This window comes from Streptomyces flaveolus, from assembly GCF_044765825.1.
GTDB classification, from domain to species: Bacteria; Actinomycetota; Actinomycetes; order Streptomycetales; family Streptomycetaceae; genus Streptomyces; species Streptomyces flaveolus.
In genome coordinates this window covers 332,789-346,297 of sequence record NZ_JBIWKU010000002.1, presented here as the reverse complement: position 1 = coordinate 346,297, position 13,509 = coordinate 332,789, and the positions used below count along the sequence as shown (strand labels likewise).

Below are 13,509 nucleotides of genomic sequence, written 5' to 3'. Positions count from 1 at the left end.
CCCACCGCGGCCCGCACCCCCCCCCCCCCCCCCCCCCCCCCCCCGCCCGGGGGGGCCCCCCCCCCCCCCCCCCCCCCGGCGCCCCGCCCCCCCGGGGGGGGGGGGGGCGGGGCGGGGGCCACGCCGGAGGATCGTCGCCCACACCCCGGAGGAGGCGGGCGTTGCGCCAGTACGTGGTTCTCGACGGGGACACCGTCCTGTGGAACCCGGCCGCCGGGACCGCGCGTCCGTACCCGCGCCGGCTGCCCGTCTCCGAGATCGAGACCGGGCTGCCGTGCGGCCCCAGCCGTCGCATCCTCACCCGGACCACGCCCTGCCGGCCGTCGACCATCGGCTCGACGGCCGTGGGAGCGCGGCGTGCCTGCGGGTGTGTGAGGAGAAGTCAGACGTAGTACGGGTGCATGAAGTGCGTCTGGCCGTATACGAAGCTGTTCGGTGAGGACTCCCAGCCCAGGAGGGCGCCGTTGAACATGGCGTCGGGCTTGGTCGTCCAGGTCCACAGGCGGACGACGCCGGTGGACGAGTCGCCGTACATGGCGCCGAGGTCGTCGCGGCCGTCGCCGTTGTAGTCGCCGGCTACCAGCTGCATCATCGAGACGTCGAGGCGGCCGCTCAGGGTGAGCTTCGGCGTGGGGCCGAAGGCGGTGCCCGTGGAGAGAAGGGTTTGGACCGTGTCCGTGCCGTCAGTGTGGTCGTACCAGAACATCAGGTCGTCGCGGCTGTCGCCGTCGAAGTCACCGGTGCGCGGGCGGGCGCGGTTCCAGTCGAACGTGGTGGCCGCCGGGCCTGTCCACCACGTCGCCGGGGTGGTGAAGACACCGGTCGGCGTGGTGGGGAAGACGTACGTCTTGATGCTGTTGTCACCCTGGCCGTAGAGGAGGCCCACCTCGTCGCGGCCGTCGCCGTTGAAGTCGCCGGTCACGAACTTGGAGCGGGAGGCCAGCCAGGTACCCTTGGGGCCGGACCACTCGGACGGGATCAGCCGCACGACACCACCGTTGCCGTTCGACGTCAGCGTCCACAGCTTGGTGACGCCCGTGGTCCTGTCCACGTTCCAGATCGCCACGTCGTCGTAGCCGTCGCCGTTGAAGTCGCCGGCCAGCGGGGTCATGTTGGTCTCGTGAAAGGTGACATGGTTCGGGACCACCTCCCACGCCTTGCTCGGCTCGCTGTAGGTGCCGTCCGCCTTGCCGAGCGCGATGAACAGCTTGACGCTGCTGTCGCCGTAGCCCTGGATCGCCATGAAGTCGGCGCGGCCGTCACCGTTGAAGTCGCCGGTGGCGCGCTTCATGTGCTCGTCGCCCCACTGACCCACGGCCGAGGTGTACGTCTTCTTGTAGCCGCTGAGGCTGCCGTCCGGCTTGCCGGAGAAGCTGTACGTGGCGTCCGTGCCCTGCGGGAAGACGTACCAGGCCGACATGTCGCTGCGGCCGTCGTGGTCGAGGTCACCGCGGACGGCGGTGTTGCTGGACCACACAGCGGCACCGGACGCGTCGCGGATGACGAAGTCGCCGGAGTCCAGGAGGGCCGCTCTGCCGCCGGTCGCGCTGGTGCCGGACTGCCACAGAGTCGTGGTGCCTGCAGCGTCGCGGACCACGAGATTACCGTCCGCGCCGAAGTAGGCCGTCGCGCCCGCGTTGCCGGCCGTGCCCGTGGACCACAGGCTCTTGCCCGCGACGGACGAGACGACCAGGTCGCCGTCGGCGCGCATCGCCACCCGGGCGGAGGCCGACACCAGGACGTCGCCCGCCCGGAGCGTCTGGCCGGCCGCGAGGGCCGCGCCGAAGCGCATGCCGTCCGTGCGGGTCGCCAGCGCGCCCGTACGCGTCTCGGACGAGCCGAAGCAGCCACCCTGCCAGGAACGGGTGTTGATGCCGACCAGCTCCAAGCCGCCGCCGGACTTCTGGCGCAGGAGCGGGCCGCCGGTGTCGCCCGCGCAGATCGCGTCGTCGGCGGTGGCACCCGAGAGGGACAGGGCTCCGCTCGTGACGGCGTCCACACCGAAGGTGGCGGCGTGCAGCTTGTCGGGGCGCCACTCGGTCTTCGTACGGCCGAACCCCGCCGCCTTCAGGACCTCCCCCTGGGCCACGGGCGTGGCGGCCAGCGGGACCGGGGTGACGCCGGTCGCCGGGGCGGTGAGGCGGGCCAGTACGAGGTCGGTGCCCTCGCGCGGCACCAGCTCGACGACCTCGCTGACATGGCCGCCGGTGCCCAGGAGGTCGTTCCGGCCGACGGTCGCCACCGTCTTCAGGGCGGGCTTGCCCGCGGCAACCGTGCCGCCCGCCACCGGGTCGGCAGCGAAGCACGCGGCGGCCGTGAGGACCCACTGCGCGTCGATGAGCGCGCCCGAGCAGGCTCGTGTCTGGTCGCCCTCACCGATGTGCAGGTTCGCGGTGAACGCGTACGAGGTGTCGGTGACGGCGGCGCCGACCACCGCGTTCGCGGGGATCGCGGTGCCGAGCAGACCAGCGGCGACACCGGCGGCGACTATTCCCGTCATCCAGGCGGAACGAGGGGATCTTCCGGTCACAGAGGTTCCTATCTGTTCTGTCGGAAAGGGTGATCAGCGGCCCGAAGGGGTTCTCCGGGTCGCGGAGCTCCTCCACGGCGGGGCCGAGGAAGCGCATGGCCCGGCCGGACCGACGTCGTCGAACCGGCGCTCCCAAAGGACCGACGAGCCCCCGGGGTGGGCTACGGGATGGTCGAGGTGCGCCTCGACGGCGGCGCGGACGGCGCAGCCGGTGGCGGCGACGGTGACGGCCAGGTCAATCTCCTGGGGCATCGTGCAGTCCGCAGTGGGCTCCACCACGAAGCGGTGGAGCAGCGTCCCCCTGGCCGACCGGCCGACCTGGGGTTCGTTGTGCAGGTCGTGGGTGAACTCCCGGTGCTCGCCGAGGCCGTCGGCGTGCAGCAGGACGCCGCTCGTGTGATCGGCGGGCAGGCTGTTGACCCGGTCCCGTTCCTTCGAGAACACCAGGACGTCACGGTCTGTCATGCGGACCGCCTCTTCACGGACGCTGAGAGGGCGTCGTTTTCGTTGTGTGACGAACGAGAACGTGGAACGCCCTCAACACCGAACTGTACGTGAAGATCGACGAGTTCGGGGGTCCTCGTAGCTGGACCCGCGCCCCCACGGTCCGAAGCGCCACCCGGTTCATCGGCCCGCCGGCCCACCCGAGCCTCGTACCGTGTGGGCGAGGCCAACACCTCGTCACATTTGGCCAGTTTGCGTTGACCATCGGGCGATGGTGGCGCAGTTGACGATCACGCCGCTGCCCTGTTCGCGCATCTGCCGCAGCTCGTACTTCATGCAGTTCCACACGCCGCGCAGGTTGATGGCCTGCACGCGGTCGAACTCGGCGCCGTCGGCGTCGGCGGTCTCCACGGCCTGCTTCACGAGGTCGGCGACCTCGCCCTCCAAGTCAGCGGGTGCGCGGGGGTCGACTTACAGCCGGGTAGCCGTGCGGATCAGGCTTGCCAGGGCGAGGGAGCGGCTGTGCGCCGGCCAGGCGATGTGGGTGCCCACGGGCGGCGCGTCCGTCAGCGGGACGGCGGTGTGCTCGGCCCACAGCCAGGCGCGGGCGGACTCGGGGAAGACGGCCGCGGTGCGGCCGAGGGCGATCAGCTGGGCCAGCTGCGTCTGATCGCGGATCTCCGGGCCGGGACCGGGCGGGTACGCGCCGTCCCGGGCCCAGCGGGCGAGCGGCAGGTCGGGGACGTCAGTGACCTCGGCCACGGTCAGCGACCTGCGTGCGGCGAGGGGGTGCCCGGCAGGCAGGATCGCGATCTGCCCCTCGGTCATCAGCTCCTCGCTGTCGAACCCGACGAGGGAGTTGAACGGCGTGTGCATCAGCGCCACGTCGGCGCGGCCGTCGCGCAGCATCTCGCCCTGCTCGCACGTGCCGCTGGGCGCCACCTCGATCTCGGCGGCGTCGGGTTCGGCGGCGTAGGCGTCAAGGAGCTTGTGCAGCAACTCGTGCGACGAGCCGGCCTTCACCGCGAGCACCAGGCGGTTGCGGGAACGCCCGGGCCCGTCCGCGCCGCCGGCCCGGCGGGTGCGGCGGACGGCGGCGGTGGCCGCGTCGAGCGCCGCTCGGCCCTCGTGCAGCAGCATCTCCCCGGCGCCGGTAAGGGCGACCCCGCGGCGGTCGCGCTCCAGCAGACGCACACCGAGACGCCGTTCCAACTGCTGGATCGCCCGCGACAGCGGCGGCTGGGCCATCCCGAGGCGTTCGGCAGCGCGGCCGAAGTGCAGCTCCTCCGCCACGGCGACGAAGTACCTCAGCTCGCGGGTCTCCAGGGTGTCCACGGCCCCAGCGTACGCCTGTGATACCTCCCGGGTATCACAGGCCACCGGGCCGGTATTGGATGCGCCCGGCATCCGCAGGTGACCATCTACGGCAGAGAGAGGGCGGCACCCGCGCCGGTCACCGTGCTGCGTCGAGCAAGTCGACGAGCGCGGTCTCCGCGTGGGCCGCCTCCCGTGAGCACCACGCACCGCCCGACATCCGCTGGCTCCCGATATCCGAAACGCAGCCCTCCGGCATGCCTCGCCCAGAAAAAGGACGCAGACTCACCATGAACACCCCCTCCACCTCGGTGCCCGGCGGCACCTGGACCCTCGGCGACCTGACCGTCAGCCGCTTCGGCTACGGCGCCATGCAGCTCGCCGGCCCCGGGGTCATGGGACCGCCCGCCGACCACGACGGCGCGCTCGCCGTCCTGCGCGAGACCGTCCGCCTCGGGATCACCCACATCGACACCGCCGGTGCCTACGGACCACGCGTCACCAACCGGCTGATCCGTGAGGCACTCCACCCGTACCCCGACGCCCTGCACATCGTGACCAAGGTCGGCGCCGTCCGCGACGAACAGGGCGGCTGGCCCCCCGCCCGGCGGCCCGAAGAGCTGCGCCGCGCCGTGGAGGAGAACCTGGAGGACCTCGGCCTCGACGCCCTCGACGTGGTCAACCTCCGGGTCGGCAACGCCCTGGGCCCCCAGCCCGGCTCCCTCGCCAAACCCTTCGAGGCGCTCGCCGAGCTACAGCAGCAGGGCCTGATCCGGCACCTCGGAGTAAGCAACGCGACCGTGGACCAGGTCGACGAGGCGCAGCGCATCGCGCCGATCGTCTGCGTGCAGAACATGTACAACCTGGCCTACCGCCAGGACGACGACCTGATCCACGACCTCGCCGCGAAGGACATCGCCTACGTGCCGTTCTTCCCGCTCGGCGGTTTCGGCCCTCTGCAGTCCACGGCTCTGTCCGCCGTGGCCGACCGGCTCGACGCGACGCCGATGTCGGTCGCCCTGGCCTGGCTCCTCCAGCGCTCGCCCAACATCCTCCTCATCCCCGGCACTTCGTCGGCGGCGCACCTGCGCGAGAACGTCGAGGGGGCGGGGCTGGCGCTTCCCGACGACGCGCTGGCCGAGTTGGACGAGATCGGCCGCTAGGCCCCCGAGGAGCGGCCGGTGGGGGAGGGGCGGCGAAGCGGCCGCTGGGGGCTGAAGCGCATGCCCTAGTGCTGTGACCGAACACGTTCGCTGGGCTGGCGGTTTGAGCGGGTGAGATGACGTCTGCTGCGACCGCTGGAGGCGCGGTGGCCGAGCCTGTACGTGTGCGCAGAGTGCGCTAGTGGCGGGTGAAGATCTCGGCCGGAAGGGGGCCTCTCCGGCGGCGGAGCAAGGCAGCGTCAGCCGTTGAAGAAGTCGCCCAGGCTGGTGGAGAGCGGGCCGGGGGCCTCCTCGGCCACATGGTGGCCGGCGTCGATGCCGTGGCCCCTGACGTCGTCGGCCCAGTCGCGCCAAATGGCGCGCGGGTCGCCGTACAGGTCCTCCAGGTCGTCTCTCAGCGACCACAGGACCAGGACGGGGCAGTCGATCCGCGTGCCTCGGGCGCGGTCCGCCTCCTCGTGTTGGCGGTCCACGGTGAGCCCGGCGCGGTAGTCCTCCAGCATGGCGCGGACGACGTCCGGATTGCGGGTGGCGGCCCGCCACTCGTCGTGATTTTCCTGCCCCATGGCTTGAGGGTCGCCGCGGTACCAGGCGTCAGGGTCGGCGTTGATGACGCGTTCGGGGATCTCCGGCTGGGCGAAGAAGAACCAGTGCCACCACGCGGTGGCGAACCGGGCATCCGCACGGGCCAGGTGCTCGCTCAGGGGCAGACCGTCCACAAACGCCACCCGGGTCACCGCCGAGGGGTGGTCCAGCACCATGCGGAGCGCCACGGCAACCCCCCGGTCGTGGCCGACGAGACCGAAGCGCTGGTGCCCGAGCGACTGCATGACCTCGATCATGTCCCTGGCCACGGCGCGCTTGGAGTGCGGAACATGATCCGCAGCCGGCGCCGGGCCGCGGGAGCGCCCGTACCCACGCAGGTCGGGGCAGACGACGCTGAAACCCCGCCGCACCAGGACGGGCGCGACCCGGTGCCAGGTCGCCGACGTGCGCGGGTGGCCATGCAACAACAGGAGAGGCGGGCCCTCGCCCCCGTACCGAACGAAGACGGACGCCTCACTGGTGCGCACCGTCCTGGTGGCGAACTCCTCGAACACGAGACGACCCTTCTGCTCCGGGGCCAGGCCGGCGCTACCCCGCCGTCCACCTGCCCATAATGAGCCCCGGCACTCCGTCCATCGCCAACTAGCGTGCTCAGGCGCCAGATATTGCGCTCGGTCACAGCAGCCTGCGAGGCAGGCCTACCGGGAGCGCCTCACCTATCCGTTCGAGGCGGCCGACGCCGGCCGCCGAGACGGGGGAGTCACGATGACCGCCCCTGTAGCGCCTCCCACCGAGCCGGACGCCTCCGTTCGGATCTGCCCCGGCGACCAGATCGGCTCCTGAGCCGTCTGCCGCCGACCTATCCGCACGTACGGGCACTGGCCCGTTCGCCGCTGTGCGAGTACTGCGACGCAAAGGCCGTCGAGCGGTGGGGCAGGAAGCTGCGTGCCGGCTGATCCGGGGAAAGCACAGGGCGACGGTGGAAGGCATGCGCCATGACGTGGATGCTGCCGGGGCCGATGTTCACCCTTCCGTGCCCGGCCCCGGCCTGCTGCCCGCACCCGCGGGGATGGTCCCGTGCAGGTTCAGCAGAGTCCGCGGCTTGGTGCTGCGCGGGGGAGTGTCGGCCAGGCCGGAAGGCAGTTAACACGGCTCAGCTCATCGGGTCCGCAGCGACACGCCGTCATTACGGGGTGAGAAGGCATCAGAACATCACCCTGAAAGCCTAATAGTATGTCAATCGCCTTTTCCGGTACGTAACCTGAGGTGCCGTCAGCTTATGGAAAGAGCCGAAGAATACCCCGTTCGGAGCTGAATCCCCGGCTTCTCGAAATGCCCGTCATATCGGCTCTGGGTAAGTTCGTTCACGAGCCGGCCGAACGGTCCGGCGTCTCTGTTCGAACAGGAGATGGTGAGATGAAGCTTCGTGCGACCATGGTCACCGCTGGTGTGTCGGCTGCTGCGGCTCTGGCCGTGACCGGCATCACCTACGCCTCGGCCGGCACCGCTTCGGCGCCCCAGGAGGTTCCGGCCGCCGTGGCCGCCCCGACCGGCGGCGACAGCGGCAACAGCAAGGGCGACGAAGGCAAGGGCAACGAAGGAAAGGGCAACGAAGGCAAGGACGAAGGCAGGGGCTACGGAGGCAAGGGCCACGACCGGGGCGACGACTACGAGGACGAGGGCCGTATCCAGATCAACGAGCGGTCCTACTCTGCTCACGCCGGTGACTGCATCACCGTGGTCAGCGGCCTGGGCGCGAAGACCCTGAACATCCGCAACGACAGCCGCAAGACCGTCGAGGTCTTCCGCGGGGCCGTCTGCGACAACGGGGCTCCCATCGCCACGGTCGGACGCCACAGCTCCAGCTACGGCGTGCGCCCCGGACACGTCAAGAGCATCGACATCGACGACGGTGTCCTGGCCAGCTTCCGGGTGACCAAGAGCCACCACGACGAGTACTAGGCCCCGGCCGCCCGCATAAGTGGAACCCCGGCCCGCTGGAATCGGGCCGGGGTCCCAGTTTGGCCCATGTGCGTAGCGGTCACGTCGCCCACACCCCTGCCGGTGTCGGACACCGGGCGCGCGGCATCCAGTGTCCAAGCGGCCGCACCCTGCCTTCACAGCCCCGCCCACCTGCGGCTTTATACCGCCTGTGCCGCACGTTCCCCGTCCGCTGCCCCGGCTGTCCGCCCGGTGTTTTCCGGCCCGCAAACGGGTGACGTGACATGAGTTCGCCTGGAGAACCACTCCGTCTACGACACCGGACTGGAGCTGGCGCTCGTGGTGCGGGTGTCGAGTGTCAGGCGTGCTTTGAGGGCGCGTGAGGCGGATTCGGCCCCGCGGACTCCCATCACGTTGAGCACGACGGCCTGGCGGTCAAAGCCGAACTCTCTCATCCAGGTGGTGATGACGGGACCGGTGGGGTCCCGCTTCAGAGTGGAAGTGCAGAGCCGACGTTTGGCGTCGGGCCACATCTGGCGGTTCTCGACCACGCCCGGGAAGCCGCCGTCGGGGGTCACGAGGAGGAACGCGATGCCGTAGCGCTCGGCTCGGCGCCGAGCCAGTTCGGGAACCCCCGGCCACTCGGAGCCGAGGTCGTAGTGCACGACGCGCACCTTGTGCAGGCCTACGGCCCCGACCCGCTCGCGAAGTGCGCGGTCAGCCGCCACGGCGTCGCCCGAGCCGTCGGCGGTGACCTGATAGGAGGTCAGGGTCGCCTCATTGAGCGTGCAGTAGTGGGGGGGCCTTCCGGGGCGAGGGGGTAGGGAGGACATCGATGACCTTCACTCGCCATCCGCGGTCGGCGGCGAGGACGGTCCAGGATTCCGCCTTGCGTTCGTAGTGCCACCGGACGGTCCGGACGAATTCGTTGACCTGGGCGGTGTCGCGGCCGGTGTACTCGGTCCAGGGCCAGCGGAACGCTCCGGGGCGGTAGTGGCCGTCCTGGTTCGGGAGACATCGTGCGGCCGTATGGCGTCACGATCACCACGGTGTCGCCCTTGAGGTGGGCCGGTGCGTTCCAGCGGCCCGCACGGTGCACGGTCTGTGTCGGCGCAGATCTTCCGCATCATGGCGCGGGTGAAGCGCGGGGCGCAGTATCCGTCCCAGTGCTCGGGCCGGGTCTGGCAGCGGTAGGGGTCCGCGATGTCCTCGAGGCTCACCTCGTTGCGGATCCACTGGGTGGCGAAGCCGTCGAATCCCGGGCCGTACCGCATGGCGAGCCAGCCGCTGTGGTGCGCGACGGGGTGGTCCAAAGAGGCGTCGTCCGTGATGGCGATGTGCAGCTGGTGTTCGGACATGGGGCTGTCGGGCCCGAAGAGACCTACCGGGCGGTGCAGCCGCCACCGGTGTGCCAGAGCTCGGAGGGGATTGCATAGGCGTCGAGGGCGGTCTTGAGTGCGACGCCGGGCCCTGATGTCCTGTGTGGTGCCACTCTGCGAGGCGAGCGCCTGCGTGACGGAGGCTTCGAGGTGTTCACGGTGCCCGTCCGGCACGTCTTCGAGTGCGGCGGCTCCCTGCACTGCGCCACCTGGGACGTCCGCCGCACGGGCACCCCCGAGGACTACTTCCCGAACCTGTACACCCCGCTGGTCTGACAAAAGCCCACGGTCCCCGTCCGCGGCGGCGGACGGAGACCGTGGTGCCGGAAAGCCATGGCTACGCTCGCGTGCCGTCGCGCCCCAGGCGCAGGGCGGAGACGAGGAAGAAGACGCCGCCGAGGAAGGCGTACCCGGCCAGACTGCCCAGCGAGGCGCCGTCCTTGCCTGCCTGGGCGATGAACGAGGAGCCGGCGAGGGTGGAGATGGCACCACTGGCGATCATCGCCCACTGGCCGCCGAGCCGGCGCCGGACGGCGCCGACGACGAGCTGCACGATGCCCGCGGTGACGGCCCAGGCGCCCCAGACCCGCAGGACGGCGGGGATGCCGGAGGTGGCTGCGACGGCGAGGCCGACGACGGTGAGGGCGCTGAGCGCGATGTTCATGCGCAGGCCGCGCACCGGTTGGCCGTTCCCCTGGGCCGACCTGAGGTCGACGACCGCGCACGCCACGTCGAACAGGGGGTAGATCACGAGCAGCGTGGCCGTGAGCGCGCCCAGTGTGCCGGCGGTCGTGAACAGCAGGGCAGCCCACACGGCGGCGAAAGCGAAGCGCAGGAAGTACAGCTTGCGCAGGCCCGCGGGGACGCCGGTGGGAGCGGTGGCGGTGAGGGTGTCCATGGCAGGTCCTTTTCGTAGCGGATGAGGGAGAACGTTCGGTCTCATTGAGCATTCAAGAGTGGCGGGTTGGCTGCTGTCAAGACCGAACGTTCTCCCTCACGTATGGGGTAGCCTGACCGCATGAGCGAGGCAGCAGAAGGCGGCAGCACATCGGCGGCGCGGGCACGGCTGCTCGGCGCGGCGATCAGGGTCTTCTACGCGGAGGGCATCCACTCCGTCGGCATCGACCGGGTCATCGCGGAGGCGCAGGTCACCCGTGCCACGCTGTACCGGCATTTCACGGGCAAGGAGGACCTCGTCCTCGCCTACCTCGACCAGGCCGACCGGGGAATCCGGGCGGGGGTGGAGGCCGCACGGGCGGGCGAGCGGTCGCCGGCCGACGGGGTCCGGGCGGTCGGCCGGTTCATCACCGAGGGCATCCAGAGCCCCGGGTTTCGCGGCTGCGCCTTCCTCAACGCGGCCGCCGAGTACCCCGACCCCGCCCACCCCGTCCACCGGGCCGTCCTGGCCCACCGTCAGTGGTTCCTGGGCACCGTCACCGAGTTGCTGGCCCAGGTCGGCGACACTCCCGCCGACGAGGACGCACGGCGCTTCGTCATGCTCCGGGACGGCGCGATGGCCGCGGGCTGCCTCTTCGACCCGAAGCTGATTTCCGAGACCTTCCTGCTGGGCATAGAGGACATCCTGCGCACGCGCGAGGCGTGAACTGCCGCGAAGGCTGGGACGGTTCCTGCGTTCGCGTCGGAACGCTGAGCACCGAGCGACTTGAGGGCGTGCCGTCCACCGGAGTTGGACGGCACGCCCTCACCGGGCTCTACTGTCAATGTCCTGACGCGGCGAAGAGTGACGACGGTCTCCGTCGTGCTCACGTCGCCGTATAGAAGCGGAAGGCATTCGCTTGGATCTTCGCCGGGACGGCTTCGAGATTCAGGTATGACGGGGCATCCTGCCGGACGACGCTCAAGCCATGTGCAAGCTGGCCGCCTGGATCCGTCAGCAGACGGAGATCGCGGTTGCCTCCGCCAAGGCGCCGGAGAGACACCTCCGCCGCAGGGGGAATCGGAGCGGCGGGCGCGCTGGATGAGGATGCCGGAAAAGGTGAGCGGTCGGGAGGGCTGGGTGCGATGCTCCGCGGAAGGGTGGTTACAGCAGAGGCCCTCTGTGCGGCGAGGGCGACGGGTGAAAGGCCGGGCCGCATCGGGAGGAGGCCGACCGGCTACGTGTGCGGGTCGGACGGGCGGCCGCCTGGATCTGCCGCTCGACCGAGATCTGCTGTTCGCTCGGCCATTCACACCATCCGTCGGTTCTGCGGCTACGAATCACTTGCGAAGAGAGATTGTCGCTACCGAGGCTCCTGAAGGGAGCCGGTCATGACCACTATCGCCTCGCTCCCCATCACGGAGCGGCACGCTGTCGCTCTTCCGTATGGTCGGCGGGCCCCGGCTGTGGCCCGCCACATCACCGAGCGATGGCTGAAGACCACCGATCAGCCCGACCGCGTCGCGGATGCGGTGCTCGTTGTCTCGGAGCTGGTCACCAACGCGGTCCTTCACACCCGTGACTCGTGCCTGCTGACCCTCACCCTGAGCGGTGGGCAGCTGGACATTGCCGTTGCTGATCACGGTGAGGAGCTGCCCGATCTTCATGCACGGGCGGGTGGGGGCCAGCGCGGAGGCTTCGGTATGGAGATCGTCAGCCAGCTGGGTGAACAGGTCCGAGTGGTCCCCGCTCTTGGCGGTAAGACGGTGCACGTCCAGCTCGGGTTGGAGGAGGGCTAGACCATCCAGGTATGGAAGAGCAGGTCCTCGACCGGCGCCGTCATCACTCGTATGCCTCCGCAACCCTGCATTGCCCGGCAGTCAGTGACACAGTCGGACACGGCACTCAGCGCGCTGCGGGCATGCCTCACAGTGCAGCACAAGGCACGAGGGGAGCGGGGCTTGCTTCACCGATCCAGGCCCAGCGCGCGAGCGGAGGAGCTGCTTGCCCGTGTCGCCGACGGCGATAAGGAAGCCTTTGCAGGTGTCTATGACGCTTTCAGTGAAACGGTGATGGGACTGGCCTGCCGTATTCTGCGCGACTCGGCCCAAGCCGAGGAGGTCACCCAGGACGTCATGATCGAGGTCTGGCGCACCGCAGACCGGTACGACCCCGCACGGGGAACAGCGAAAGCCTGGGTGCTCACCCTGGCGCACCGCCGTGCGGTCGACCGGGTGCGTACCGCCCAGGCCAGCACACAACGGGAGCAGCGCGCCTCGGCGCTCCTTCCCGATCGGGACTTCGACGAGGTTGCCGAGACGGTGCTGACGCACGACGAACAGCGGCGCCTCTACCACTGCCTGGCCTCCCTGGCTCGCCAGCACCGCGTCCCACTGGTGCTCGCCTACTACCAGGGTTTGACCTACCTCGAGGTGGCCCAGGCGCTGACCACCCCTGCGGGCACCGTGAAGTCCCGCATGCGCGCAGCCCTGCAGCAGCTGCGTGCCTGCCTGGAGGGAGACCGATGACTTCCAGGGAGGACTCGCACCTGGCGCTCGGCGCATACGTCCTGCATGCCCTGCCCCCGGCAGAGGAAGCCGCCTTCGAAAACCACCTGGCCGGCTGCGAGACCTGCCGCCAAGAAGTCGCCGCACTGCAGGAAACCCTCAGCGCCCTGGCAGCCATGCACACCGCCCCCGTGGCGCCGCACGTGAAGGCCCGCACGCTGGACGCCGTCACCCGCGTGTCTCAAGACCGCTCCCGCAGGCAGCACCGTGCAGCCGGCCGCCGTGCCCGGGACTTCGTTCTCGCCGTGGCTGTTGCCGCGGTCGCTGCCCTCGGCGGTGTCGCGACCTGGCAGCACTCCCAGGCCGAAGACGCCCGAGCCTTGGCCGCCCAGGCCCGCTCCACCAGCGATGCCCTCACCGACGTCACGACCGCACCCGATGCCACACTGCACACCGCCGAGCTGACTGGTGGCGCCACGGCCGCTGTCGTCGTTTCCCGTGATCAGGGGCGCGCCGTCTTCACCGCCCAGAACCTGCCGACTCTGACCGGCAACAAGGTCTATGAACTTTGGTATGCCGCTGAGACGGGCGCGCTGCGTCCCGCAGGCCTCATGCACGGTGCAGGGGAATACTACGCACACGCCATGGAAGGCCCCCTCGCCGGCGCGGTGGCCGTCGGTATCACCATCGAACCCGCGGGTGGATCGGACCAACCCACCACCGACACCCTGGGCATCATCACCCTCACTGCCTGAGCCGAACTCCTCCAGCTCGGCATCCCCGCCGTACTGACGGTGAGCGCGATCAC

General features: G+C 70.2%; 13 protein-coding genes and 1 pseudogene. 7 read left to right on the top strand and 7 right to left on the bottom strand.

All coding sequences use genetic code 11. From position 1 onward, the window contains the following. Positions 1-382: 382 nt before the first annotated feature. The 4 genes and pseudogenes from ACIRG6_RS06810 to ACIRG6_RS06795 all read right to left on the bottom strand — a co-directional run bounded on the left by ACIRG6_RS06810 (position 383) and on the right by ACIRG6_RS06795 (position 4,309). Complete coding sequence (locus ACIRG6_RS06810) at positions 383-2,500, bottom strand: FG-GAP-like repeat-containing protein (RefSeq protein ID WP_403321278.1); 2,118 nt, start codon at positions 2,498-2,500, stop codon at positions 383-385. Between the two features lie 63 nt (positions 2,501-2,563). Further along, positions 2,564-2,995, bottom strand: coding sequence for a hypothetical protein (locus ACIRG6_RS06805; protein ID WP_403321276.1), 432 nt, complete (start codon positions 2,993-2,995; stop codon positions 2,564-2,566). A gap of 249 nt (positions 2,996-3,244) precedes the next feature. Then, positions 3,245-3,382 (bottom strand): annotated as a pseudogene (locus tag ACIRG6_RS06800) (SDR family NAD(P)-dependent oxidoreductase); the annotation flags it as partial. Positions 3,383-3,445: 63 nt separating this feature from the next. Further along, complete coding sequence (locus ACIRG6_RS06795; RefSeq protein ID WP_403321273.1) at positions 3,446-4,309, bottom strand: LysR family transcriptional regulator; 864 nt, start codon at positions 4,307-4,309, stop codon at positions 3,446-3,448. 269 nt (positions 4,310-4,578) lie between these two features. On the opposite strand from ACIRG6_RS06795, the gene ACIRG6_RS06790 reads away from it, so the two are divergent. After that, positions 4,579-5,451, top strand: coding sequence for an aldo/keto reductase family oxidoreductase (locus ACIRG6_RS06790; protein ID WP_403321270.1), 873 nt, complete (start codon positions 4,579-4,581; stop codon positions 5,449-5,451). Positions 5,452-5,690: 239 nt separating this feature from the next. Here the strand turns inward: ACIRG6_RS06790 and ACIRG6_RS06785 are convergent, their stop codons facing one another. Continuing rightward, complete coding sequence (locus ACIRG6_RS06785) at positions 5,691-6,551, bottom strand: alpha/beta fold hydrolase (protein WP_364686853.1); 861 nt, start codon at positions 6,549-6,551, stop codon at positions 5,691-5,693. Positions 6,552-7,413: 862 nt separating this feature from the next. Between ACIRG6_RS06785 and ACIRG6_RS06780 the strand changes: the two genes are divergently transcribed. Then, positions 7,414-7,959 (top strand): hypothetical protein, encoded by a 546-nt coding sequence (locus ACIRG6_RS06780; protein ID WP_403321248.1) that lies wholly within the window; start codon positions 7,414-7,416, stop codon positions 7,957-7,959. Between the two features lie 290 nt (positions 7,960-8,249). Here ACIRG6_RS06780 and ACIRG6_RS06775 read toward each other — a convergent pair whose 3' ends face one another. Next, a complete protein-coding gene (locus ACIRG6_RS06775) occupies positions 8,250-8,603 on the bottom strand; it encodes an adenine nucleotide alpha hydrolase family protein (RefSeq protein WP_403321267.1) in 354 nt (117 codons plus the stop codon). Positions 8,604-9,467: 864 nt separating this feature from the next. Here ACIRG6_RS06775 and ACIRG6_RS06770 point away from each other — a divergent pair. Next, positions 9,468-9,593 carry a hypothetical protein gene (locus ACIRG6_RS06770; protein WP_403321266.1) on the top strand — a complete coding sequence of 42 codons (126 nt, stop codon included), beginning with the start codon at positions 9,468-9,470 and terminating at the stop codon, positions 9,591-9,593. Between the two features lie 61 nt (positions 9,594-9,654). Here ACIRG6_RS06770 and ACIRG6_RS06765 read toward each other — a convergent pair whose 3' ends face one another. Beyond that, positions 9,655-10,215, bottom strand: coding sequence for a hypothetical protein (locus ACIRG6_RS06765; protein ID WP_403321264.1), 561 nt, complete (start codon positions 10,213-10,215; stop codon positions 9,655-9,657). Between the two features lie 120 nt (positions 10,216-10,335). Here ACIRG6_RS06765 and ACIRG6_RS06760 point away from each other — a divergent pair, with 120 nt between their 5' ends. The 4 genes from ACIRG6_RS06760 to ACIRG6_RS06745 all read left to right on the top strand — a co-directional run bounded on the left by ACIRG6_RS06760 (position 10,336) and on the right by ACIRG6_RS06745 (position 13,456). Next, entirely contained in the window at positions 10,336-10,920 is a 585-nt protein-coding gene (locus ACIRG6_RS06760) for a TetR/AcrR family transcriptional regulator (RefSeq protein WP_364826408.1), read from the top strand. A gap of 665 nt (positions 10,921-11,585) precedes the next feature. Further along, positions 11,586-11,993, top strand: coding sequence for an ATP-binding protein (locus tag ACIRG6_RS06755; protein ID WP_403321261.1), 408 nt, complete (start codon positions 11,586-11,588; stop codon positions 11,991-11,993). Between the two features lie 162 nt (positions 11,994-12,155). Further along, the gene (sigK, locus tag ACIRG6_RS06750) at positions 12,156-12,722 is read left to right on the top strand and encodes an ECF RNA polymerase sigma factor SigK (RefSeq protein WP_403321258.1); all 567 of its coding nucleotides are present in this window, start codon (positions 12,156-12,158) and stop codon (positions 12,720-12,722) included. Next, the gene (locus ACIRG6_RS06745) at positions 12,719-13,456 is read left to right on the top strand and encodes an anti-sigma factor (RefSeq protein WP_364686788.1); all 738 of its coding nucleotides are present in this window, start codon (positions 12,719-12,721) and stop codon (positions 13,454-13,456) included. The genes sigK and ACIRG6_RS06745 overlap by 4 nt, the downstream gene beginning before the upstream one ends. Positions 13,457-13,509 lie beyond the last annotated feature (53 nt).